Genomic DNA, 23,272 nt, shown 5'->3' with positions numbered 1-23,272 from the left:
CCTCCTTGCCGGGGACCGGTCCCGGGCCTAGCGTTGAACTGTGCTGGATGCCTTGGATTCCAGCGGCTACGAGCTGGCGCGGCTGATCCTGCAGCGCGGCGTTGCAGGCGTGTACCTCGTTGCGTTCATTTCCAGCGCCGCGCAGTTCCCCGCCCTGCTGGGGGAGCGCGGGCTGCTGCCGGTGCCGCGGTACCTGGCCCGCATCCGCCGTCCGCCCGGCCCCACGCTGTTCAGCTGGCGCTATTCCGATGCCCTGCTGCGTCTGGTGTCGTTCACCGGCGCCGCCATTGCCGCCATCCTGGTGCTGGGGTTGCCGCAGCTGGGCCCGCCGTGGCTGCCAATGCTCGCGTTTGTGGCACTCTGGCTGCTGTACATGTCGATCGTCAATGTCGGCCAGGTCTTCTACGGCTTTGGCTGGGAGATTCTGCTGCTGGAGGCCGGGTTCATGGCCGCTTTCCTGGGGTCCGACGCCGTCCCAGCCCCGGTGGCCATCATCTGGCTGTTCCGCTGGCTGGTGTTCCGGCTCGAGTTTGGCGCCGGCATGATCAAGATGCGCGGCGATTCCTGCTGGCGGGATCTGACGGCGCTGTACTACCACCATGAAACCCAGCCCATGCCCAACCCGCTGAGCTGGTGGTTCCACCATCTGCCCCGGCCGCTGCACAAGGTGGAGGTGCTGGGCAACCACTTTGCACAGCTGGTGGTGCCCTTCTTCCTCTTCGCTCCGCAGCCGGTGGCCAGCGTCGCCGCCACCATCGTCATCACCACCCAACTGTGGCTGGTGCTCTCCGGCAACTTCGCCTGGCTCAACGTGCTCACCATCATCCTGGCCAGCTCGGCGCTTGCCGACGGGCCGGTGGCCGCCGTGCTTCCGGCGCTGGTGCCGGGCACAGGGCTGCGGGAGCCGACGCCGCTGTGGTTCACCGCCGTCGCCCTGGCGGCGGCCGTGCTGCTGCTGGTCCTCAGCTGGAAACCGCTGCGCAACCTCTTCTCGCACTACCAGCTCATGAACGCCAGCTTCAACAGATGGCGGCTGGGCAACGCCTACGGTGCCTTCGGCTCCATCACCCGCCGCCGGTACGAGGTGGCCGTGGAGGGGACGGACGACGCCGACCCGGACTCGGCCGTGTGGCTGGAGTATGGATTCCACGGCAAACCGGGGGAGCCGGGGCGGCTGCCGCGGCAGTACGCGCCGTACCATCTGCGGCTTGATTGGCTGATGTGGTTTCTGGCGCTGGGGTCTCCGGGGCTGGATTGGTTTGTGCCGCTGCTGAACAAGCTGCTGGCGGCGGACGCACCCACCCTGAAACTGCTGCGCCACGACCCCTTTGACGGCCGGCCGCCGCGGTGGATCCGGGCCCGCGTCTACCGCTACAGGTACACCAGCTGGGGCGAGTGGCGCCGCACCGGAGACTGGTGGGTGCGTGAGCCGCTGGGCCTGTTTGTGCCGGCTTTCAGCGCCCGGGACTAGCGCCGTCGTGCTCCATTGACCGCCCCTGAACGCCGGTCTAGCGTTGAATCCGGCGACGAAAACTTCGCCTGCCATGTTCATGGGAGGGCATGATGGCCATTGCAGTGGTCATGGATTTCACCGGGGGAACGGTTGAGCAGTACGACGAGGCCTGCCGCCGGCTGGGCTTCGAGCCGAAGGGTCCCGGCGCACCCGGCGGCCTCTTCCACTGGGCCGCATCAACGGAGGGCGGCCTGCGCATCACCGACGTCTGGCAGGACAAGGAAACGTGGGAGGCATTCACCGCCGACAAGCTGACCCCTGTCAGCACCGAGATCGGCATCCCGGCCCCCGAGGTGGCGTTCTACGAGGTCTACAACTACCAAACCCAGGGGCCCGCACTGTAGCGGGGATCCCGGCGATCCAGGCCTAGGCAAGGGAGGGCCCGCGGGATACCTGCGGGCCCTCCTTCGTAATGTGCAGTCACCCTTCCATACACGGCTATGCTCGATTTCGTCGTAGAGGAACCAACCTGCTTCGATGACTACACGCAGAAATCCATGTGGAAGAGGATGTCTCATCGTTAAAGCAAAGGCAGTCCGGCGCTGGGTGATTCTGGCCAGTGCAATTGTGGGTTTTTCGCTCCTAGTGACGTCGTGCGCCTCGCCTGAGCCATTGACCGTTGCCGGTACCGCTGGCCATTGGATGAGTGAGGGGCCGGACGGCCAACGGACTGTCATGAATCTCAAGGACGATGGCACCTTCACGGTCACTGGCGTTCCCAATGAAGTCTTCGAAGCCCTCTCCGACGTGATGTTCGTTTGGCAGCTTGACTGGACAACTACACAGGACCTGACAGGCACATGGGCACCAGATTGGAACAGCAGCAACAACCGCCCCTATGTGGTCATGGACATCCCTGGTGTCGTCATGAGATTCAGGCTAAGCGTCGACAACGCGAAAGACGCGATTGAACTCTATGCGTACCTAGGTGATCCGGACAACGATGAGAGGTTCTCTTTCATCAAGTCCTAGCAACTCTCATTGCCGCTCTATTCGGCCGCGGTGGGCATTCATGTCTAGCCACAGTGGTTGTGGGGCATGGGCACCCAGCACGACTCTGTCATGGTGGGCCGCCGCCGATTCCCTAGAACCAGAGGGACTGGACGATCCCTGCTGCGCCAATCAGCACCAGGCTGCCGAAGACGGACAGCGAAAACACGCTGGCGATCTTGGAGGTCCTCCCCAGCCGGCGCACGGCGTCGCCCTTCCGAAACGCGTACATGACGGACAACGCCGCGACCCCGGCCAGGACCGGCATCGAGAAGATCAGCAGGAGGAAATACTTCAGCTCATCCCATCCGCCGGCGGTTTGGGACAGGAACCACAGCGTTCCGCCGATGCCGAAGGGCACCCCCGCCAGAATGAGCGAGCGGTACCTGATCCACTCCCACATTTCCGGCCCCCTTGGAAAGCATTCAACGATCCACTGCAGCAACAGTGGATGGACTCTGCCCGCCACTGTGCCACGGATTGTGGCATCGGGGCCAGTATGGCTTGGAGTGCGCTGCGGTAGTTCTGCCGTACAGTCAGGACGCGTCGATTTGCAGTTCGCCCATGGCGACCTGTCTTCGGCCAGTGAGGCAGGCCGCTGCCGGCAACGATCCGGTGTCCATATGTGACGACACTGCCATCAGTGCTGATTGAAATATGAGGACTCTCTTCCTCTTTTGAGAAACCCATGATTACGTGGTGCTGATAGTGGACGCTGCTCTTTCCCCAGATGTGGAAATCCCATCGAAGTTGAGGATTCCTTTCAATTGCCACATCGCCTGGAAACAGTGCAATGTCATTGACGACGCTGTACCATTCTGGTGTCAAGCGACTGGAAAGTCTGAGTTTTCCTCAATGTTCTTGAAGAACCATTCGTTCAGTCGCTGGACTCCGGCGTCAGAGCTGTCAACATCTGTGGCGTCGAGAGCGACAAGATTCTTGAGTTGCTCGATGCGGAATGATTTCTCATTCATTCTTTTGTTATAGAGCGATCTCGCCTCCTGACGTGGCAGTTCCCCTGGCGGTGCAAAAGTGCCTGGATTGAATAGTTCGTAGTTGCCAAAATCCACTGTCATCGGGTTACCTTCGCGTCGATTGAAAGCGTTTCAATCGCCGAACGGCAGGATGAATGTTGGCGATCCAAGAACTAGTTGGACGTTGACGAGTGGCGCGTCCACAGCATGTGATTGCTCGGAAACGTAGTCGCAAGATCGCTGGCGACTCTGTTCAACCTATTATTCTCACGCGATTCAGATGTTCCTGAATCCGCCGCCTCAGCGCTTGGGCTTCCTCCAAGGTCCCGCCGATCCGCGGATGGAATTCCCATTCGTCGACCTGAGCGGCGGTTTCGCTGATGCAGTTACTGAGAATGGTGAGTTCAAATAGAGCAAGAGGCAGTTCCGTGATTTCGTTCTCGTCGATGTCCCGCGTTCCGGAGGGATTGCTCGCTGTCAGCCATGCATGGCGTTCCGGATACTGTCCTTCGAATTCATGTCGCGCGCCGAGGGCGGCTTCGATTTGTTTCACCTTGGGCCGGTAGTGGCGCCGGTTGGTCAGGGAGAGGCCTTTGAGCGCGGGCATCTCCAGCAGTGGTGTGAGACCGCCGTCTGCAATCACCGTGGACCCGTGCATGTCCAGAAGATGGAGCTTGGTGAGAGCCGCCAATGGTTTCAAGGATTCGAGGGTTCCGCAGTTCGACAAAGTGAGTTCCTGCAGGTTGGTGAGGAAGGCGATGTCGTCCACGGCATCGATGCGTCTGCAGTTGCTGAAGTCCAGCTCCCGCAGGACATGCCTCAAAGGCGCGTGGCGGAATGCGGTGATGTCGCCAAGTTTTGTGGCCGCGACGATCTGCAGTTTTTCCAGGTGGGCGAGCTCCTCGATACCGTCGATGCTGCGGACCTGCGGATGCTGCTTCATCCGCAGGCTCGCCAGGCCGCGGTTGGCGGCTATGGGAGCGAGATCCGCTTCCTTGTAGCTGCCAAGGTAGAGGCTGGTCAGGCCGGTCAGCGTATTGAATGTCGGTTCGACGATCGGCCAATCTGCAACCAGCGACCACAAATGCGGGAACTGTGCCAGGTCGATTCTTGCCTTCGTAACCGCCTGAATACTCAGCTCCTCAAGAGTGGCCCCCAACCGGTGGAGAGGCGTCAGATCTACGAGGCCATGCGCCAGCACAGAGATCTTCTTCAGCGGCCACTCACCGATGAAGTCCACGGAGGATTCTCTGAAGCCCCAGGCATAGTTGAGGCGGAGCTCATCGACGTGTCCGCTGGCCGCAATAGCGTCGGCATTGGCTGTCCATCCATCGGTGACCCTCATGACGGTCCAACCGGGCTGCCTCTCCAGTTCGAATCCATCGAAGTACACGATTTCAGTGTCGGGGGAGATCATGGATTCCGCCGATCCATAACAAGATACTGTGAGGGCCTACTAGGCTTCCGGAGTGACATCCCGAGGGGTTTCTCCATTAGGCTCACCGGCGATCGGTGACTATGTCGCTCATGGCAAGTATTCCGTGGTCCCACTCACGTGCAATTGGGAAATTGGCCATAAGTCTTTGGTGCCAGTAGGGGTCATCGTCCCGCCCGAGGAGCACGAACTCAACAAATTCGGGCCCGTCCTTCCACACATCGGCCACCCAATCAACCGCTTCAACGCTTTTCTGAACAGCGTCGTCCCAGGTCAACTCCGGCGTGCAGTAGCTCGACGAGTCAAGAATGTACTCGATCAAGGGGATCAGATGCTCGCCGTCTGTCCGATATCCATCCAGACCGAGGATCAGAGCGCCCATGTCTCCCGCGATTCGAGCGGCACCGCACATCGCGCCAACGCCTACAAATACGTCGGGGTGCGTTACGAGCAGCAAACCCGGTGGAACGGCGAGCAGCTTCTTTTTGAATTCGGCGTCGACCTCGTCGAGGTCCGGAGTGCAGGGGAGACCCTCTTCGTTCGCTTGCTGCACTTGGATCATTCCCCCGGCTAATTCCAGATTTGTCGACCAGAGCCTACCCCGACATTCGCAGGACCTGGCAATGTGTCGAAAACCGGACTGGGCCGAGAACTGGGGGCTTGGCCGATGCGCTGGCTCCTGGGGCCCTTATCATGGGCGCATGACCTATCGTTTGCTCAGCGCCAAAGAAGCACTTGTCGTGCGAGTACTGCTGGAGCGGGCGGACGACCAACGCTGGCACGGCCTGGGCCTTGAACTATTGAGGGTGAAGGACATGGACGACGGCGGAATGGGGAGCCTCAGCTTCCAACCAGCAACCCCGGATCCGCGCTTCGGAGCGATGCTGTCGGAAGGGTGGTTCAAGGATGCAGACGGTACGCCAGTCATCGTGAGCATCAACTTGGACCGGGATGACAACATCTTTGAATTGGACAGCTGGAAAGTCGACTACTCGCCGCTGTTGCGATTGCCTGCCAGCGCCGGTGACATCCTGAACTGTCCTGTCAGAATGCGCTGACCTGCCACGTCAGGTCCATACAAGGGAAGGCCCGCAGGAATCCTGCGGGCCTTCCGGTGCAATGGCATCGTGGGCCTAGACGGCGTCGATCTGCAGCTCGCCCATGGCATCCCAGCCGGAGCCGTCCACCTTGCGCGAGACGATGCGCGGCGTCGAGGTCAGTGCCGGACGGATGGACTCTAGCCCGGCCTTGAAGTGCGCGCTGCCCACATGGGCGGCAGCGGCGTCGTCGTCGGCGAAGGCCTCCAACAGCACGAACTCATTGGGGTCCTCGACGCTGCGGGTCCAGTCGAACCACAGGTTGCCGGGCTCGGCGCGGGTGCCCGCGGTGAAGGGGGTCACGAGCTCGATGAACTGCTCGGCGTAGTCGGGCTTGACGGGAAATCTCACAACGATGAAGTACATGCACCAAGCCTATAGGGCGGGCGGGGAGGCCTTCTTGAGCGCCGTGCACTCTGCGCACAGGCCGTAGATTTCCACAGTGTGCTGCACCTCGGTGAAGCCGTGTTCCTTCGCCGTGCGGGCCGCCCAGCTCTCCACGGCGGGGGCTTCGATTTCCACGGCCTTGCCACAGTTGCGGCAGAGCAGGTGGTGGTGGTGCGAGGCGACGGAGCAGCGACGGTAGACGGCCTCGCCCTCGCCATTGCGCAGGGTGTCCACCAGGCCTTCCTCAGCCATTGAGGCGAGGATGCGGTAGGTGGTGGCCAGCGAGACGCTGACGCCGTTCTGGTGCAGCAGCCGGTACAGCTCCTGGGTGCTGACAAAGTCGTCCAAGGTGTCCAAGGCCGCGCCGACGGCCAGGCGCTGCTTGGTGACGCGCTGCGCCGCTGGTGCCTGGGACATGGTGTTGGAGCCTTTCAGTACTGGGACTTTCCCGTATTCCAGCTTAACCCACAGGCCCCAACCGCAGCGCAGCACGGGGTCGGTCTGGGGTACTAGGCTGGCGCCATGAAGCTGACCAAATTCACGCATGCATGTGTCCGCCTCGAGAAGGACGGCAGGGTCCTCACCCTGGACCCGGGCATTTTCTCGGAGACCGGTCCGGCACTGGCCGGCGCCCACGCGGTGCTCATCACGCACGAGCACGGGGACCACCTGGACAAGGACGCCGTGGTGGCGGCGTTGGCCGCGGATGCCGCATTGGTGGTCCATGCCCCGGCCGGTGTGGCAGCGGCGCTGCGGGCCGCGGCCCCGGCGGCGGCCGAACGCATCCACGACGCCGTGCCGGAGACCTCCTTCGAGGTGGCGGGGTTTGCCATCCGCGCCTTTGGCGGCCAGCATGCGCTGATCCACCCGCACATCCCGGTGGTGGCCAATGTGGGGTACCTGGTGGACGCAAATGTGTACCACCCGGGCGACTCGCTGATTGTGCCGAACGGCGTCGCCGTCAAGACGCTGCTGGTGCCCATCCACGCCCCGTGGTCCAAGGTGGGGGAGGTGGTGGACTTCGTCACCTCGGTCCGAGCCCCGCGTGCCTTCCAGATCCACGACGCACTGCTCAACGAGAACGGGCTCTCGTTCACCGAGGGCCATGTGCAGCGCCTCGGAAGCCACTACGGCACCGATTTCCGCCACCTGGCGGCGGGGGAGTCCGTGGAGGTCTAGGCGGAAGCTCCCGGCCAGACGCCCGTGCTGAAGAATGATTCAAGGGTCTGCGCATGGACCCCGGGAGCCAGGCCCTTTTCGGCCAGCCAGGCCTCGTTGCCGTAGCTGCGGGCATAGCGCTCGCCGCCGTCGCACATCAGCGTGACGATGCTGCCGCGCTCGCCGCGGGCCACCATGTCCGCCACCAGCTGCCAGACACCCCACAGATTGGTGCCGGTGGAGGGCCCGGCGTTCAGCCCGGTGAGCCGGCCCAGATGTTCCATGGCCGCCACCGAGGCGGCGTCCGGGACCTGGATCATGGCGTCGATGACGGCCGGGACGAAGCTCGGTTCCATGCGGGGCCGCCCGATGCCCTCGATGCGCGAGGACATGCCGGTGGAATGGGTGGTGTCGCCGCTGAGCCAGGCGCCGTGGAAGGCGGAGTTCTCCGGGTCCACCACGGCCAGTTGGGTGGCGTGGCGGTGGTAGCGCAGGTAGCGCCCGATGGTGGCGCTGGTGCCGCCGGTGCCGGCACCCACCACAATCCAGCGCGGCACGGGGTGCTCCTCCAGGGACAACTGGTCAAAGATGGACTCGGCAATGTTGTTGTTGCCGCGCCAGTCGGTGGCCCGCTCGGCATAGGTGAACTGGTCCATGTAGTGGCCGCCGGTGCGCTGGGCCACGGCCGCGGCGGCCGCGTAGACCTCTTCGGCCCGGTCCACAAAGTGGCAGCTGCCACCGTACTGCTCAATGAGCGAGACCTTTTCGTGGCTGGTGCTGCGGGTCATGACGGCCACGAACGGCAGTCCGAGGAGTTGGGCAAAGTAGGCCTCGGACACCGCCGTGCTGCCGGAGGAGGCCTCCACGATGGTGGTGCCCTCGCTGATCCAGCCGTTGACCAGCCCAAAGAGGAACAATGAACGGGCCAGGCGGTGCTTGAGGCTGCCGGTGCGGTGGCGGGACTCGTCCTTCAGGTAGAGCTGGACACCCCATTCTTCGGGCAGCGGGATCGAGTACAGGTGGGTGTCGGCGGACCTGTTGTTCTCGGCCTCGATGGTGCGCAGCGCAGTGTGCGTCCACTGCCGTGCCGAGGTGTTGGGGAGCGTATCCATACGTCCAAGAGTAGTGGCCGAGGGGCCGGGCTCTAGAGTGGGTGGTGGACCGGCGCGGGCCGGAGCCCGCCGTGTAGTGACAGAGGAGCACCTGGTGGACATTTTGATGGACGTTGAAACCCTTTCCACCCGGCTGCAGGCCGGTGTGCGGACGGTTCTGCTGGACGTCCGGTGGGCGCTCGGGGATCCGCACGGCCGCGACCACTACCTCGCGGGGCACCTCCCGGGAGCCGTCTACGTGGATCTCGCGACCGAGCTCGCCGGGCACGGCGGGGCTGCCGATGGGCGCCACCCGCTCCCGGCCGAGGCGGACTTTGGCGCGTCCATGAGGCGCTGGGGCCTGAACGAGGGTGACACCGTGGTGGTGTACGACGACGGCGGCAGCACGGCCGCGGCCCGGGCCTGGTGGCTGCTGGGCCATGCCGGCTGGGGGCCGGTGCACCTGCTCGACGGCGGTCTTGGCGCCTGGCGTGCCGCGGGCCTGCCGCTGGAGTCCGGCGACGTCGTCGTCGATCCTGGCACAGCTGTGCCACGCTACGGCAGCAAGCCGGTGGCAGACATCGACCAGACGGCGGACTGGAGCAGCCACGGCGTGCTTCTGGATGCGCGTGCGGGGGAGCGCTACCGGGGCGAGGTGGAGCCGATCGACCCGCAGGCCGGCCATGTCCCCGGCGCGCTCAGCGCCCCCACCACCGAAAACCTCGCCGGGGACAAGCGGTTCCTCCCGGCTGCGGAGCTGCGTTCCCGTTTTGCGGCTCTGGGCATCGAGGACGGAACCGACGTGGCCGTCTACTGCGGCTCTGGAGTGACGGCCGCACACCAGATCGCCGCGCTGGAGATCGCCGGCTTCCGCGCCGCGCTGTTCCCCGGATCCTGGTCCGCCTGGTCCAATACGCCGGGACGGCCTGTGGCCACCGGAGCGGCGGATCCGGCCGGCACTGCCAGCGCAGTCCCAGAACGCGGGGATAGGGTGGATTCATGACGCAAGCCAACGCCTATGCCGCTACTTCCCCCGACGCCGGATTGGAGCCCATCACCATTGAGCGCCGCGATCCCGGCGCCCACGATGTCGAGATTGCCATTGAGTTCTGCGGACTCTGCCACTCGGACATCCACACCGTCCGCGAGGAATGGGGCGGCATCACGTTCCCGCTGGTGCCCGGACACGAAATTGTGGGCACGGTGTCCCACGTGGGGGCCGAGGTCACCCAGTTCGCCGTCGGCGATGCCGTGGGCGTGGGCTGCATGGTGGATTCCTGCCGCGAATGCGATTCCTGCCTTGAGGGTGAGGAGCAGTACTGCAGCCGGGGCAACACCGGCACCTACGGCGCCACCGATCCCCGCCACGACGGCGAGATGACCCAGGGCGGGTACTCCAGCTCCATCGTGGTGGATGAGAACTATGTGCTCAGCATCCCCGAGGGCATGGACCGTGCGGCCGCCGCGCCGCTGCTCTGCGCCGGCATCACCACCTACTCGCCGCTGCGCTACCTCGACGTCCAGGAGGGCGACGCCGTCGGCGTCATCGGTCTGGGCGGGCTGGGACACATGGCCGTCAAACTGGCCAAGGCCTTGGGCGCCACCGTCACCGTCTTCACCACCTCTGCCGGCAAGACCGCCGCCGCGCACGAGCTGGGGGCCGACGCCGTCGTGCTCTCCACCGACCCGGCGGCCATGGCCGCGGCCAAGGATTCGCTCAACGCCATCCTCGACACCGTTGCGGCCTCGCACGACATCAACCCCTACATGCGGACCCTGGCCCGCGATGGTGCGCTGATCCAGCTGGGCCTGCCCAGCGATGACATGCCGCCGGTGAACCCCGGACTGCTGATCCGCAAGCGGCTGGCCTATGGCGGATCGCTGATCGGCGGCATCGCCGAAACCCAGGAAATGCTGGACTTCTGCGCCGAGCACAACATCACCTCGGACATTGAAATTGTGCGGGCGGACGAGCTCAACGAGGCCTACGACCGCATGGTGGCAGGCGATGTTAAGTACCGCTTTGTCCTGGACAACTCCACCCTCTAATAAACGCACCCATCGGCATTAAGGAACGGCAGAAGTATGAGCTCGCTTTTCACCAAAATCATCAACGGCGACATCCCCGGCCGCTTTGTCTGGTCGGACCCGGACGTGGTCGCCTTCTTGACCATCGGTCCGCTAACGGACGGCCACACCCTGGTGGTGCCGCGCTTGGAGGTGGACCGCTGGACCGACGCGGACCCGGAGCTGCTGACCAAGCTGATGCTGGTGGCACAGACGATCGGCGCCGCCCAGGTTGAGGCCTTCGGCTCGGCACGGGCTGGGTTGACCGTGGTGGGCTTCGAGGTGGAGCACCTGCACGTACACGTCTGGCCGGTGAACTCCATGGCCGACTACGATTTCGGCACCGTTGACCACCATCCGGACCCGGCGGTGCTGGACGCCAATGCGGAAAAGATCCGTGGTGCCCTGCGCGCGGCCGGCCAGGGAGAGCACGTCCCCAGCGCGTAGTTTGGCGGGGGCTGCCGGGTCCCCACACCCGGCAGCCGGGCCCCGCCTACTTGGGCGCGAGGGCCTGGTTGAGGGCGGTGCGGATGCGCTTTTCGGAGACGGAGTAGGCGGTGCCGAGCTCGACGGCGAAGAGGCTGACGCGCAGTTCCTCGATCATCCATCGCACGGCCTCCAGCGCGCTGGAATGGCTCTTCCCCGGTGCCAGGGCTGCCACGGCGTCGTCATACTCGTCCTCCAGCCGCTGCACGATGGCCATGTTGGCACCGTCCCGGGCCACATTGCTGGGCAGCTTTTCCAGCCGCCGCTCAATGGCAGTGAGGTAGCGCGGCAGCTGGCTGAGCTGGGCAAACCCCGTCTTGGCGACGAAGCCCGGGTACACCAGCAGCTCCAGCTGGCCCTTGATGTCGTTCAGCGCGGAGATCAGTGACAGGCTGGTGGCCGCCTTGAGCTCCTTCTGGATGCGCCGGGCGCTGGAAAGGATGCGCTCGACGACGGCAGTGACGGCGAAGACCGTGTCGATCAGCTCGGCACGCACCTTGTCGAAGAGCGCATCGAACTCCGCCCGCGTCCACGGCAGCTCGGCCGGGACCAGCTTGTCGATGGCCGCGAGCGCGCAGTCGGCAATCAGGGATGTAACACTGCCGTGCGGGTTCTGGCTGAAGGTGAGCTTCTCGTTGTTGTTCAGATGCTCCAGCACATAGCGGTCCGGCGAGGGCACGCGCAGGGCCAGCAGGCGGATGACGCCGGCCCGCATGGACGCCAGTGCCGCGTCCTCCGTCTGGTAGACGCGCACACCGGCCGTTGACCCCTCGTCCACCAGGGCGGGGTAGCCCGTGACGGTGTGTCCGGCCACCAAACGCTTCACCTCACGCGGCAGCGTCCCCACGGTCCACTCCGTCAGCCCGCTCTGCTCCTGAATGCCGCCGGTGTCGGCCGTTGGTCTCGACGGGCTCGACCGGCGGTCCTCACGTTGGCCGGGCCCCGTTTTGCCCTTCACGGCCTGCGTGGTCTTCGGTGTCGCCCCAAGGGATTCGGCGATGGCCCGGCGGGTGGCACCGGCCAAGCGCTCCTGCAGCTGGGCCAGGTCCTGGCCCTCGTCCAGAATCTTTCCGTGGCGGTCCACCACCTGGAAGGTCATCCGCAGGTGCGCGGGCACGGCGTCCCAATTCCACGATCCCGGCGGAATGACATGGCCCTTGATCCGGCGCAGGGCCAGCTCAAGGGACGGTTCCAGGGCGTCAACTGCCGGGTCGAAGTCCGCCGCGAGCGCCGCCGTCGCCGAGCGTGCCACATCCGGGGCGGGCACAAAGTTCTTCCGCACCGCCTTGGGCAGGGACTTGATCAGCGCTGTGACCAGCTCCGCACGCAGTCCGGGGATCTGCCAGCGGAACGGTGCCTCGTGCAGCTGGTTGAGGAACAGCAGCGGCACCTGCACCGTCACGCCGTCGGACGGGTTGGGGGTGGCCCCGGGCGCGGTGGGGTGGAACTCGTAGGAGAGGGGCAGCTCAAAGCCGTCCTGGTGCCAGAGCTTGGGGAAGGCGGCCTCGTCCAATTGGGAGGCGTCCTCGGCCATGACCTGTTCCGGGTCGAAGTCCAGCAGCGTTGGGTTCTCCTGGCGGGCATCCTTCCACCACTTGTCGAAGTGGCGTTCGGAGACCACGCCGGCGCCCACCCGCGCGTCGTAGAAATCGAAAAGCGTCTCGTCGTCCACACGCAGGTCGCGGCGGCGCATGCGCGTCTCCAGCTCCTCCACCTCGGCCAGCAGGGCCTGGTTGCGGTGGAAGAACTTGTGGTGGGTGCGCCAGTCGCCCTCCACCAGGGCATGGCGGATGAACAGCTCGCGGCTGAGCTCGGGATCGATCCGGCCGTAGTTGATGCGGCGGTCCGGGACGATCGGCACCCCATAGAGGGTGACCTTCTCGTGGGCCATGACCGAGCCCATCTTCTTGGACCAGTGTGGCTCGCTGTAGCTGCGCTTCACCAGATCCGGTGCCACCTCCTCGGCCCAGAGCGGGTCGAATTTAGCGGCCACGCGGGCCCAGAGCCGGGAGGTCTCCACCAGCTCGGCGGCCATCACCCAGTCCGGGGACTTCTTGAACAGCGCCGAGCCGGGGAACACGGCAAAGCGGGTGCCGCGCGCGCCGGCGTACTCGCGCTTGCGCTGGTCGTAGAGGCCGATGTGGCTGAGCAGGCCCGAGAGCAGGCTCATGTGGATGGCCTGGTGTCCGCCCACGGGGTCGACGTCGCCCCCGGCCAGGGTGATGCCCAGCGGCTTGGCCAGCTGCTTGAGCTGGGAGAACAGATCCTGCCATTCGCGGATGCGCAGGAAGTTCAGGAACTCCGCCTTGCACAGGCGGCGGAAGGCCGAGGAGCCAAGTTCGGACTGCTTGTCGGTGACGTAGCGCCACATGTTCAAGAAACCGGTGAAGTCCGAGTTCTCATCCGCAAAGCGCTTGTGCTTCTCCGCGGCCAGCTGCTGCTTGCTGCTGCCGTCCCCCTGGGGGCGTTCGCGCGGGTCCTGGATGGTCAGCGCGGCGGCGAGGATCATGACCTCCTTGGCGCAGCCCCGCTTGCCGGCCTCGACGATCATCCGGCCCAGGCGCGGGTCCACCGGGAGCTGGGCCAGCTGGCGTCCGACGGCGGTGATGGCACCCTCGGCCGTGACGGCGCCGAGCTCGCGCAGCAGCGTGACGCCGTCGGTGATGGCCCGGGAATCCGGGGCCTCGACGAACGGGAAGTTCTCCACGTCCTTGGGGCCCTTCGCCACACCCATGGCGGACATCTGCAGGATGACGGCGGCGAGGTTGGTGCGCAGGATCTCCGGGTCCGTGAACTCGCGCCGGGCCTCGAAGTCGTCCTCCGCGTAGAGACGGATGGCAATGCCGTCGCTGACACGCCCGCAGCGGCCCGAGCGCTGGTTGGCGCTGGCCTGGGAGATCCGCTCGATGGGCAGGCGCTGGACCTTGGTGCGGTGCGAGTAGCGGGAGATGCGGGCTGTGCCGGTGTCGATCACGTACTTGATGCCCGGCACCGTCAGGGACGTCTCGGCCACATTGGTCGCCAGCACAATGCGCTTGCGCTTGCCCGGGGTGAAGACAGCATGCTGCTCGGCCAGGGACAGCCGGGCAAAGAGCGGCAGGATCTCCGCATCGCTCAGCCGGGGGTGGTGCTTGAAGCGGCCGCGCAGGGCCTCGGCGGCGTCGCGGATCTCGCGCTCGCCGGAGAAGAAGATCAGGACATCGCCCGGTGCCTCCTTGGAGAGCTCCTCGACGGCGTCGCACACGGCGTCCACCGGATCGCGGTCCTCCTCGGCGTTGCCGCCGTCGAGCTTGCGGTCCGCAATGCCGTCGTCCTCGCCGTCGGCGCCCCCGCTGAGCGGGCGGTAGCGGATCTCCACGGGGAAGGTGCGTCCGGAGACCTCGATGATGGGCGCCGGGCCCTCGGGCGAGGCGAAGTGCTCCGCAAAGCGCTCCGGATCGATGGTGGCGGAGGTGATGATGATCTTCAGATCCGGGCGCTTGGGCAGGATCTGGCGCAGGTAGCCGAGGATGAAGTCGATGTTCAGGCTGCGTTCGTGCGCCTCATCGATGATCAGCGTGGAGTATTTGCGCAGCAGCCTGTCGCGCTGGATCTCCGCCAGCAGGATGCCGTCCGTCATGAGCTTGATCTTCGTCTGCGGTCCGACGTGGCCGGTGAAGCGGACCTGGAAGCCCACCTCCTGGCCAATCTCGACGTCGAGCTCGCTGGCAATGCGCTCGGCCACAGTGCGCGCGGCCAGACGGCGCGGCTGGGTGTGCCCGATCAGGCCCTTTTCCGCCAGCCCCAGTTCCAGGCACATCTTGGGGATCTGCGTGGTCTTTCCGGACCCGGTTTCACCGGCGATGATGGTGACCTGGTTGGCGGCAATGGTGGCCATCAGGTCCTCGCGGCGCTCGGAGACCGGCAGGGCTGCGGGGTAGCTAATTGTCAAAGTCATTGTGCCCCCAGTTTATGCGTCTGCATGCCTGCCACCGCCAGTGGCCAGGCGGGGCGGGGCGCCGTCCAGTCCCGGACGGTTCTAGCCGGCCGCGTGGCCCAGCCGCTGGGCCATGGCCCGGGCGGCATCTCGCAGCGCGGCGGGTGCGACGATCTCGAAGTCCCAGCCGAAGGCTGCCAGCTCCGCCAGAGGATCATCCAAGGAATCCCAACCCATCCGCACCACCGTGGCGCCGCCGTCGCCGGAGAGCTGTGCGGTGCTGCTGCCGAGCCGCTCCGCCACCACCGGCAGCGGTGCGTGGATGCGCACCTGCAGGTCGTAGCGGTAGGGGGAGCGGGTGATGGCCTGCTGCACATAGCCGGCCAGATCGGCGGCCGGCAGCGGGCGGGGGACGAAGCGCTGGCGCTGGCGGGGGATGGACGTCAGCCGATCCACGCGGAAGGTCCGCCAGTCCGTGCGGCCCAGATCCCAGCAGACCACGTACCAGCGCGGCCCGGCATCCACCAGGCGGTACGGCTCTACGAAGCGGCGTGTGGCGGCGCCGTCGGAGGCTTGGTAGTCGAACTCCAGAACCCGGCGCGCGGCGATGCCGGTGGACAGGGCTGTCAGGGCTTCCGGGTCGACCTCCGACGCTGGACCCGCGATGGTGGAGATGGAGGTCTTGAGCGCGGCGAACTTGGGCCGCAGGCGCGCCGGGAGCACCTGTTCCAGCTTGGCCAGGGCGCGGACGGAGGCCTCGCCGATGCCCGCGACGGGTCCCACTGCCATGGTGGCCAGACCCAGGGCCACCGCGACGGCCTCGTTGTCGTCCAGCAGCAGCGGCGGCAGCGCGGCACCGGCGCCGAGTTGGTAGCCGCCTGCCACGCCGGGGGAGGCGTTGATGGGATAGCCCAGCGTGCGCAGTTTGCCGATGTCCCGGCGCACGGTGCGCTCGGTGACCTCCAGGCGCGCGGCGAGGTCCTGCCCCGTCCACTCGCGGCGGATCTGCAGCAGCGACAACAACTGCAAAAGCCTGGCTGAGGTTTCCACCATGGACGGAAATCTACACCCCATTTTTCTGTATTGCGGACCAAAGCTGTCCGCAATGGTTTCTAGGCTTGAATCATGCGATACATCACCAGCTACTACCCAGACCGGGACCGGCAGCCGCAGAATGATGCTGCGGGGTTGCAGCGGCTTCCTGCGGCCGTTGCCGTGCCGGTGCAGATCAGGGAAGCCGCGATGGAGGGATGGGGCCGTGACCGGAATTGACTGGACGACGGAGCTGGTGGACCAGCTGGACTGGCATTGGACGTACCAGGCGCGCGCCCGGCTAGAGGGTCTCAGCGACGCCGAGTATTTCTGGGAACCCGTCCCGGGCTGGAATGTCCGCCGGCGGACCCATGCCACACCCGCTGATGCGCCCGGCAGCGGCGCATTCACCATCGACTTCATCGTGCCGGAGCCGGATCCTGCCCCGTTGACCACCATCGCCTGGCGGCTGTCCCATCTGCAGGTCGGTGTCCTGGGGGCGCGGCTGGCCAGCCACTTCGGCGGCCCGCAGGTGGACTACCAGGGCTACGACTACCCCGGCACGGCCGCCGTCGCCCTCGACCGGCTGGACGGGGCCTATGCGGCGTGGATTGCCGGGGTGCGCTCCCTGGGGGAGGCAGGCCTGGCCCGTCCCTGCGGCCCGGCGGAGGGCCCCTATGCCAGCTCGCCCATGGCCACCTTGGTGCTGCACATCAACCGCGAGATGATCCACCACCTCGCCGAAGCCGCGCTCCTGCGGGACCTCTACGCCAACCAGCACTAGCCCTGCATTGACCGCGGCCGTTCTGCGCAACGTTCTCCGCTCCTTCTGCGCAGAGGGGTCCCAAGACAAAGGCCTCAGCTATGAAAACTCCAGCTGCGCAGTTGCGCAAAGTCGCAGTATTCAGCGCCGCACCCATCGCCCTACTGATGGCCGGCGGCATGGTTTGGCAGGGTTCACAGGCCGCTTTCTCGGCCAACACCCGCAACTCAGGCAGTTCGTGGAGCGCGGGCAATGTGGCATTGACCGACGATGGCCTGGGTGCCGCAGCGTTCACCGTGGAGAACATCGTGCCCGGGCAGACGGGCCAGAAATGCATCGTGGTCACGTCGCAGTCCAATGTTTCCGGGGAAGTGCGGGCCTACACGCAAAACCTCATCGCCGCCCGCGGGCTGGATAGCCGGATCTACTTTGATCTGGAGCAGGGCACCGGCGGTTCCTTCAATGACTGCACCGGCTTCACCCCGACGGCCAATGCAGTTTCGGAACTGCCACTGGCCACCCTGGCCGCCACCAACCGGGACTTCGCCACAGGTGGCTCCTCGTGGGACACCACGGGAACCCCCGGGGAAACGAAAAGCTACCGGTGCACCTGGCGGTTTGACACCACCGGTATGAGCCAGGACGAGATCAATGCGCTGCAGGGAGCGCGGGTGGGCCTCGATCTGGTCTGGGAACTCCAATCGGACGATTCCCCCGTCATTCCCTAGCCTGTGTCCAACCACCACGACCCGGGGAGGATGCCATTCCCCGCTTGGGACGCAATTGTGGACGCGTCCTGGACGGGGAAACGTGTCCCGGATGCCGTCGTCGAACGGGCGCGCCGTTCGGGTCCGCGGAGTTTGCGCCACATCGACGGCGGAGAGAACGGCCGGGCATGGAAAGACCCCGCCAGCTCAATGAACTGGCGGGGTCTCATTCCGTGCCCTCGATAGGATTCGAACCTACGGCCTTCTGCTCCGGAGGCAGACGCTCTATCCCCTGAGCTACGAGGGCGCGGCAACCGTGGTTGCCGATGGGAACGGAAACGAGCTTATCAGGTGTGGCGCGTGCAAAGTAAAACCGGGACCCTGGCGCGTTGACCGCGGGGTGCACAGCGTGTCCAAGATCATCGCAAATCCGCCTGCTGTGGCGGGGATTGCGGGGGTAACGTTGCTCAAATGGTGACACAAACGCGCAGACCCCAATGGCTCGTCGCGGCAGGAATCATTCTTGTCGCCCTGACTTTGCGGTCGGCGGTCACAGTGGTTCCGCCGCTGGTGTCCACCATTGATGCGCAGCTCCCCATGGATGCGGCCACCATTGGCCTGCTGGGGATGCTGCCCACCGCAGCCTTTGCGGTGTTTGGCTTCCTGACCCCCTATGTGATCCGCTGGGCGTCGCTGGAATGGCTTGCCGTCGGCGCCATGGTCGTCTCCACCGTGGGCCAGGTGCTGCGCGTCTTCGCCCCCACCACGGCACTGTTCCTGGTGCTCTCCGTCGTATCGCTGGCTGGACTGGGCGCGGGCAATGTCCTGCTGCCGCCGCTGGTCAAGAAATACTTCCCCACCAAGGTGGGCCTGATGACGGCCATCTACGTGACGGCGCTCAGCGTGGGCACAGCCCTGCCGGCCCAGCTGGCCGTCCCGGTGGCTGACGCCACGAGCTGGCAGCTGTCCCTGGTCCTCTGGGCTGGCGTGAGCACCGTTGCGCTGCTGCCCTGGCTGGGCGTGCTGGCCAGCGGAAGGACACCAGCGACGGCGGTGGCCAAGCCGGCCGCTGGTACCGGGCCCGCCGTCGTCGTCCACGGAGCCGGGGGCAGCAAGGCACCCGCGCCGAAGATGAACCTGTGGCGCTCGCCGGTGGCCTGGGGCCTGACCTTCATGTTCGGCTGCACCTCCTTGAACACCTATTCCATGTTTGCCTGGCTGCCGGAGATCCTTACCGAGGCCGGGCTGGACCGTGGCAGTGCCGGCAGCATGCTCGCACTCTTCGCCGCCCTGGGCCTGCCGATGAGCCTGCTGATCCCGCTGCTGGCTGCTAAGATGGCCAATCCCTTCCCCGTGGTGCTGGTGATGCTGGGCTGCTTTGTGGCCGGGTACCTGGGGCTGCTGCTGGCCCCGGCGACGCTGACCTGGCTCTGGGTGGTGCTGGCCGGACTTGGGCCCGGCACCTTCCCGCTGTCGCTGCTGCTGATCAACCACCGCACCCGCACGCACGTGGGCGCCGGTGCCCTCTCCGGCTTCAGCCAGGGGATGGGCTACGCGCTCGCCTGCTCCGGTCCGCTGCTCTTTGGCCTGCTGCACCAGGCCAGCGGCGGCTGGACGCTGCCGTTCGTCTTCCTCTTTGCCACCCTGGTGCTGCTGGGTGCCGGAGCCTTCATCATCTGCCGCCCGCGAATGCTGGAGGACGACTTCAAGCCGGCGGCGGCCGCCTAGGCCGGGGAGTTCCCCGCAGCACTTGCAACGAGCGGACCCTTGACCGCCTAAATGTTAGAGACTAACATTTTGGCCATGGGAAAAGCCGCAGCCACCAAAGCGCTCCTACAGGAACGGGCCATGGAGCTGTTCCTGTCGCAGGGATTCGACGAGACGACAGTCGCACAGATCGCCGAGGCTGCCCAGGTGTCGCAGATGACCTTCTTCAGGCACTTTCCCACGAAGGACTCTGTGGTCTTTGACGACCCCTATGATCCAGTGATCGCGGGCCTCGTGGCCGCCCAGGATTCCGCACTGCCGGCGATGGAGCGGGTCCGTCGGGGCCTGCTGGCCGCGTGGAGCGCAATGCCCGGGCCAGCCGACAGCGCCGTTCGGGACAAGATCGGACTCATAGCCGGCCACCCACGGCTCGCGGCCGGCATTTGGGAAAACAACCGCAGAACCGAGGACCTCTTGGTCAAAGCCCTAGTCGGAACGGGGGTTGCCCGGCTGGAAGCCCGGGTGGCCGCTGGTTCCTGCCTGGGTGGCGTGACGGCAGCCCTGTTGGACTGGGCGGCGGAGCCGGACGGGCAGGACCTTCGGGAACGGATGGGCGCGGCCCTGGCACTGATGGGCGCGCCGGGAGACCCCTGTGGACCTGGCGGGACGGTCCGGCGAGCCCGGTGACAGCGCCTGCAGCCATCACAGCAGAGCGGATCACTAAGGCTCTAGGCGGCCTTGGCGTCCTCGATGACGTGTCCCTGGACGTGGGACCGGCGGAAATCCACGCCATCGTCGGGCTGAACGGTGCCGGCAAGACGACGCTGATGCGGATCCTGCTGGGCATGCTCACCCCGGATGGGGGCTCGGCCCGCCTTTCCGGAGTCCAGGTGCCTGGGGCCGCACCGCAGCTCTGGTCGACGGTGGGGCAGATGCTCGAGACTCCCTTCGCATATCCGGAGCTGTCGGCAAAGGAAAACATCTACTCCTCGGCCCGGCTGCACGGCCTGGGCAGGGCGGCCGCCGCTTTGGCCGCAGACAAGGCGTTGTCCGATCTGGGACTGGATGCCTATGCCGACTTTCGCGCCGGGGCGCTGTCGCTGGGAAATCGGCAGCGCGTGGGTCTGGCCGCCGCACTGGTCCATACACCCACGGTGCTGGTCCTGGACGAACCGACCAATGCCCTGGACCCCCGCGGTGTCATAGTCCTCCGCCGGCTGCTCCAGGACGCGGCCAGGGAGCGGGGCGCCGCCGTCCTGGTCTCCAGCCACCACCTTGATGAGGTCTCGCGGATGGCCGACAGGATCAGCGTGCTCCACCGCGGCAGGATCATCGGCTCGCTGGCACCGGGAACGGTGGATCTGGAACGCAGGTTCTTTGACCTGGTGCTGCAGTCCGACGAGCAGGAGCTGGGATGAGCACCTTCGCACAGGCGCTGGAATTCGAGGCCCTGAAGTTCCGCCGGGCGCCCGTGGTGCGCACGGTTTCCGGCCTGGTTGGGGCGGGGCTGCCGGTGCTCGCAGCGGCCTTCATGGTTGCTGCGACCTCCGATGGGTCCAGCCAGATCGGCCATAAGGCCGCGGCCCTGCTGACGGGTTCGGGCTGGGCCGGGTACTTGGCGATGGTGGGGATGCTGCTGTCCGTGGGGGCGCTGATAGGCATCGGTTTTGTGGTGTGCTGGTGCTTCGGCCGCGAGTTCACCGACAAGACCCAGTCCTGCTTGTTTTCCCTGCCCGTCAGCCGTCGGCAGCTGGCCTGCGCAAAGTTTGCCGTGGTCCTGCTGTGGTCGCTGGCACTCTGCCTGGCCACCACGGCTGCGGCCTTCGTGGCCGGCACCGCCATTGGCCTGGGCATCCCCGGACCCGACGATCTGGCCGCGGCGGGCAAGGCCTGGTGCGCCGGCGCCCTGGCGGCCCTGCTGGCCTGCCCCCTTGCCGTCGTCGCCAGTGTGGCGCGCGGCTATCTTCCCGGTGTCGGGGCCCTGGTGCTGCTGGTGGTCGCCACCCAAGTGGTGACGGCCTTCGGCGCCGGGGCATGGTTTCCCTATGCGGCGCCGGGGCTGTGGATGGGCATGGGCGGAGCGGCGGCCGCCGAAACGGTCAGCCCGCTGCAGCTCTTCCTCTGCGTCCCGGTCGCCGCCCTCGGCATTACAGCAACATGCCAATGGTGGAAGACCATGGAGACGTCCTACGGTTGAGCAACGTCGCTTCCCACACCCGATTGGGGAGCGGTGGGGCGGCAAACGTACACTGGGACGGTGACTCCTGAAGAACTTTCCGCCGCCATTACCACCTGCCTCCACGACGCTGCCGCCGCCGGTGAACTCAACGTTCCCGCCGAGGCGCTGCCCAAGGAGGTGCGCGTGGAGCGACCGAAGAGCCGGGAGCACGGAGACTGGGCCACCAGCATCGCCCTGCAGCTGGCCAAGCCCGCCGGTGTGCCGCCGCGCACCATCGCCCAACTGCTCAGCACCCGTCTGGAGCAGATCGATGGCGTGGCCAAGGTGGAGATTGCCGGCCCCGGCTTCCTGAACATCATCCTCGACGCCGCCGCCGCCGGCGAGCTCGCCAAGTCCATCGTGGAATCCGGCGAGGCCTTCGGCACCAACGCCGCGATGGCCGGCACCAAGATCAACCTGGAGTTCGTCTCGGCCAACCCCACCGGCCCGATCCACCTCGGCGGCACCCGCTGGGCCGCCGTCGGCGATTCCCTGGCCCGCATCTTCCTGGCCCAGGGCGCGGATGTAACCCGTGAGTACTACTTCAACGACCACGGCAACCAGATCGACAAGTTTGCCCGCTCCCTGCTGGCCAGCGCCAAGGGTGAGCCGGCCCCGGAGGACGGCTACGGCGGCGAGTACATTGTGGACATCGCCCAGGCCGTGGTGAACGCGCACCCGGACATCCTCTCCGCCGAGGACCCGCAGGAAGAGTTCCGCGCCCACGGTGTGGAACTCATGTTCGCCTCCATCCGCGAATCGCTGCACGAGTTCGGCGTGGACTTTGACGTCTACTTCCACGAGAACTCGCTCTTCGAGGACGGTGCCGTGGAGAAGCTGCTCGAGCAGCTCAAGGGCTCCGGCCACATGTACCTCAAGGACGGCGCCTGGTGGCTGAACTCCACCGACTTTGGCGACGACAAGGACCGCGTGGTCATCAAGAGCGATGGCAACGCCGCCTACATCGCCGGCGACATCGCCTACTTCAAGAACAAGCGCGACCGCGGCTTCGACCTGTGCATCTACATGCTCGGCGCCGACCACCACGGCTATGTGGCCCGCCTGAAGGCCGCTGCCGCTGCCATGGGCGACGACGCCGACCGCGTGGAGGTGCTGATCGGCCAGATGGTGAACCTGGTCAAGGACGGCACCCCCGTGCGCATGTCCAAGCGCGCCGGCACAGTTGTCACGATGGAGGACCTGGTGGAGGTTGTCGGCACGGACGCCGCCCGCTACTCGCTGGCCCGCTTCTCCTCGGACTCCAATATCGACATCGATCTGGATGTGCTGACCAAGCGCTCCAACGAGAACCCGGTGTTCTACGTCCAGTACGCCCACGCCCGCACGTGCGCCGTGGGCCGCAACGCCGAGGCCGCCGGTGTGGACCGCAGCGCCTTCGACGCCGGTGCGCTCAGCCACGCCACCGAGTCCGAACTGCTGGCCGTCCTGGGCCAGTTCCCCGGCGTCGTGGCCCAGGCCGCCGCCTACCGCGAACCGCACCGCGTGGCCCGCCACCTGGAGGTCATCGCCGGTGCCTACCACCGCTGGTACGACGCCTGCCGCGTCACCCCGATGGGCGATGAGGCCATCACCGACGTCAACCGCACCCGCCTGTGGCTGAACGATGCCACCCGCCAGGTGCTGGCCAACGGCCTGGGTCTGCTGGGTGTTTCCGCTCCGGAGAGGATGTGATCGCCTTGGCGAAAGAGACCGCCCAAGATACAGCGCAGA

Annotated in this window: 25 protein-coding genes and 1 tRNA gene; 16 read left to right on the top strand and 10 right to left on the bottom strand. The window is 66.0% G+C overall.

Annotated features, from left to right (window positions below):
• Positions 1-43 precede the first annotated feature (43 nt).
• From K254_RS0111120 to K254_RS0111110, 3 genes are all read left to right on the top strand, one after another.
• Positions 44-1,471, top strand: a complete 1,428-nt coding sequence (locus K254_RS0111120; protein WP_026555426.1) for a lipase maturation factor family protein — start codon at positions 44-46, stop codon at positions 1,469-1,471.
• Between the two features lie 89 nt (positions 1,472-1,560).
• Positions 1,561-1,857: a hypothetical protein gene (locus K254_RS0111115; RefSeq protein ID WP_051389064.1), complete on the top strand. Its 297-nt coding sequence runs from the start codon at positions 1,561-1,563 to the stop codon at positions 1,855-1,857.
• A gap of 331 nt (positions 1,858-2,188) precedes the next feature.
• Positions 2,189-2,485 carry a hypothetical protein gene (locus K254_RS0111110; protein ID WP_155848508.1) on the top strand — a complete coding sequence of 99 codons (297 nt, stop codon included), beginning with the start codon at positions 2,189-2,191 and terminating at the stop codon, positions 2,483-2,485.
• Positions 2,486-2,597: 112 nt separating this feature from the next.
• Here the strand turns inward: K254_RS0111110 and K254_RS0111105 are convergent, their stop codons facing one another.
• The 4 genes from K254_RS0111105 to K254_RS0111090 form a co-directional block, all read right to left on the bottom strand.
• Entirely contained in the window at positions 2,598-2,906 is a 309-nt protein-coding gene (locus tag K254_RS0111105; RefSeq protein WP_026555423.1) for a hypothetical protein, read from the bottom strand.
• A gap of 421 nt (positions 2,907-3,327) precedes the next feature.
• Complete coding sequence (locus K254_RS25695; RefSeq protein ID WP_155848507.1) at positions 3,328-3,579, bottom strand: hypothetical protein; 252 nt, start codon at positions 3,577-3,579, stop codon at positions 3,328-3,330.
• A 151-nt stretch (positions 3,580-3,730) separates the two neighbouring features.
• Positions 3,731-4,894: a hypothetical protein gene (locus K254_RS0111095; RefSeq protein WP_026555422.1), complete on the bottom strand. Its 1,164-nt coding sequence runs from the start codon at positions 4,892-4,894 to the stop codon at positions 3,731-3,733.
• An 82-nt stretch (positions 4,895-4,976) separates the two neighbouring features.
• Complete coding sequence (locus K254_RS0111090; RefSeq protein WP_026555421.1) at positions 4,977-5,474, bottom strand: hypothetical protein; 498 nt, start codon at positions 5,472-5,474, stop codon at positions 4,977-4,979.
• Between the two features lie 139 nt (positions 5,475-5,613).
• Between K254_RS0111090 and K254_RS0111085 the strand changes: the two genes are divergently transcribed.
• Positions 5,614-5,970, top strand: coding sequence for a DUF6984 family protein (locus tag K254_RS0111085; RefSeq protein WP_026555420.1), 357 nt, complete (start codon positions 5,614-5,616; stop codon positions 5,968-5,970).
• A gap of 75 nt (positions 5,971-6,045) precedes the next feature.
• Here the strand turns inward: K254_RS0111085 and K254_RS0111080 are convergent, their stop codons facing one another.
• The gene (locus K254_RS0111080) at positions 6,046-6,375 is read right to left on the bottom strand and encodes a putative quinol monooxygenase (RefSeq protein ID WP_026555419.1); all 330 of its coding nucleotides are present in this window, start codon (positions 6,373-6,375) and stop codon (positions 6,046-6,048) included.
• Between the two features lie 9 nt (positions 6,376-6,384).
• Complete coding sequence (locus K254_RS0111075; RefSeq protein WP_026555418.1) at positions 6,385-6,813, bottom strand: Fur family transcriptional regulator; 429 nt, start codon at positions 6,811-6,813, stop codon at positions 6,385-6,387.
• 105 nt (positions 6,814-6,918) lie between these two features.
• Here K254_RS0111075 and K254_RS0111070 point away from each other — a divergent pair, with 105 nt between their 5' ends.
• Positions 6,919-7,575 carry an MBL fold metallo-hydrolase gene (locus K254_RS0111070; RefSeq protein WP_026555417.1) on the top strand — a complete coding sequence of 219 codons (657 nt, stop codon included), beginning with the start codon at positions 6,919-6,921 and terminating at the stop codon, positions 7,573-7,575.
• Here K254_RS0111070 and K254_RS0111065 read toward each other — a convergent pair.
• Positions 7,572-8,666: a PLP-dependent cysteine synthase family protein gene (locus tag K254_RS0111065; protein WP_026555416.1), complete on the bottom strand. Its 1,095-nt coding sequence runs from the start codon at positions 8,664-8,666 to the stop codon at positions 7,572-7,574. The two genes, K254_RS0111070 and K254_RS0111065, sit on opposite strands and share 4 nt — an antisense overlap.
• A gap of 94 nt (positions 8,667-8,760) precedes the next feature.
• Here K254_RS0111065 and K254_RS0111060 point away from each other — a divergent pair, with 94 nt between their 5' ends.
• From K254_RS0111060 to K254_RS0111050, 3 genes are read left to right on the top strand one after another with little or no spacing between them, the layout of a single operon-like run.
• Positions 8,761-9,648: a sulfurtransferase gene (locus tag K254_RS0111060; protein WP_026555415.1), complete on the top strand. Its 888-nt coding sequence runs from the start codon at positions 8,761-8,763 to the stop codon at positions 9,646-9,648.
• The gene (locus K254_RS0111055; protein ID WP_026555414.1) at positions 9,645-10,694 is read left to right on the top strand and encodes an NAD(P)-dependent alcohol dehydrogenase; all 1,050 of its coding nucleotides are present in this window, start codon (positions 9,645-9,647) and stop codon (positions 10,692-10,694) included. Before K254_RS0111060 ends, K254_RS0111055 begins: the two co-directional genes overlap by 4 nt.
• 36 nt (positions 10,695-10,730) lie before the next feature.
• Positions 10,731-11,159, top strand: a complete 429-nt coding sequence (locus K254_RS0111050) for an HIT family protein (RefSeq protein WP_026555413.1) — start codon at positions 10,731-10,733, stop codon at positions 11,157-11,159.
• 46 nt (positions 11,160-11,205) lie between these two features.
• Here the strand turns inward: K254_RS0111050 and hrpA are convergent, their stop codons facing one another.
• Together hrpA and K254_RS0111040 are read right to left on the bottom strand one after the other, a co-directional pair.
• Positions 11,206-15,135 (bottom strand): ATP-dependent RNA helicase HrpA, encoded by a 3,930-nt coding sequence (gene hrpA, locus K254_RS0111045; RefSeq protein WP_026555412.1) that lies wholly within the window; start codon positions 15,133-15,135, stop codon positions 11,206-11,208.
• 81 nt (positions 15,136-15,216) lie between these two features.
• The gene (locus K254_RS0111040; RefSeq protein ID WP_026555411.1) at positions 15,217-16,167 is read right to left on the bottom strand and encodes a helix-turn-helix transcriptional regulator; all 951 of its coding nucleotides are present in this window, start codon (positions 16,165-16,167) and stop codon (positions 15,217-15,219) included.
• Between the two features lie 72 nt (positions 16,168-16,239).
• Here K254_RS0111040 and K254_RS26160 point away from each other — a divergent pair, with 72 nt between their 5' ends.
• From K254_RS26160 to K254_RS22875, 3 genes are all read left to right on the top strand, one after another.
• Entirely contained in the window at positions 16,240-16,386 is a 147-nt protein-coding gene (locus K254_RS26160) for a hypothetical protein (protein ID WP_155848506.1), read from the top strand.
• On the top strand, positions 16,373-16,930 hold the full coding sequence (locus K254_RS0111035) for a DinB family protein (RefSeq protein ID WP_231391816.1): 558 nt from the start codon (positions 16,373-16,375) through the stop codon (positions 16,928-16,930). Before K254_RS26160 ends, K254_RS0111035 begins: the two co-directional genes overlap by 14 nt.
• An 80-nt stretch (positions 16,931-17,010) precedes the next feature.
• Positions 17,011-17,637, top strand: coding sequence for a hypothetical protein (locus K254_RS22875; protein WP_155848505.1), 627 nt, complete (start codon positions 17,011-17,013; stop codon positions 17,635-17,637).
• A gap of 213 nt (positions 17,638-17,850) precedes the next feature.
• On the opposite strand, the gene K254_RS0111025 is transcribed toward K254_RS22875, so the two are convergent.
• Positions 17,851-17,923 (bottom strand) — tRNA-Arg (locus K254_RS0111025).
• Positions 17,924-18,087: 164 nt separating this feature from the next.
• Here K254_RS0111025 and K254_RS22870 point away from each other — a divergent pair.
• The 5 genes from K254_RS22870 to argS all read left to right on the top strand — a co-directional run bounded on the left by K254_RS22870 (position 18,088) and on the right by argS (position 23,233).
• Positions 18,088-19,344, top strand: a complete 1,257-nt coding sequence (locus K254_RS22870) for an MFS transporter (RefSeq protein WP_035749222.1) — start codon at positions 18,088-18,090, stop codon at positions 19,342-19,344.
• Between the two features lie 75 nt (positions 19,345-19,419).
• Entirely contained in the window at positions 19,420-20,010 is a 591-nt protein-coding gene (locus K254_RS22865) for a TetR family transcriptional regulator (protein ID WP_081710109.1), read from the top strand.
• The gene (locus tag K254_RS0111010) at positions 20,007-20,741 is read left to right on the top strand and encodes an ABC transporter ATP-binding protein (protein WP_026555409.1); all 735 of its coding nucleotides are present in this window, start codon (positions 20,007-20,009) and stop codon (positions 20,739-20,741) included. Before K254_RS22865 ends, K254_RS0111010 begins: the two co-directional genes overlap by 4 nt.
• Positions 20,738-21,520 (top strand): ABC transporter permease, encoded by a 783-nt coding sequence (locus K254_RS0111005; RefSeq protein WP_026555408.1) that lies wholly within the window; start codon positions 20,738-20,740, stop codon positions 21,518-21,520. The genes K254_RS0111010 and K254_RS0111005 overlap by 4 nt, the downstream gene beginning before the upstream one ends.
• Before the next feature lie 60 nt (positions 21,521-21,580).
• A complete protein-coding gene (argS, locus tag K254_RS0111000) occupies positions 21,581-23,233 on the top strand; it encodes an arginine--tRNA ligase (protein WP_026555407.1) in 1,653 nt (550 codons plus the stop codon).
• Positions 23,234-23,272 lie beyond the last annotated feature (39 nt).

Source organism: Arthrobacter sp. 35W (assembly GCF_000482545.1).
Taxonomy (GTDB): domain Bacteria; phylum Actinomycetota; class Actinomycetes; order Actinomycetales; family Micrococcaceae; genus Specibacter.
Note: the sequence above shows the minus strand (reverse complement) of the source record. Positions and strands in the feature narration are given on the sequence as shown.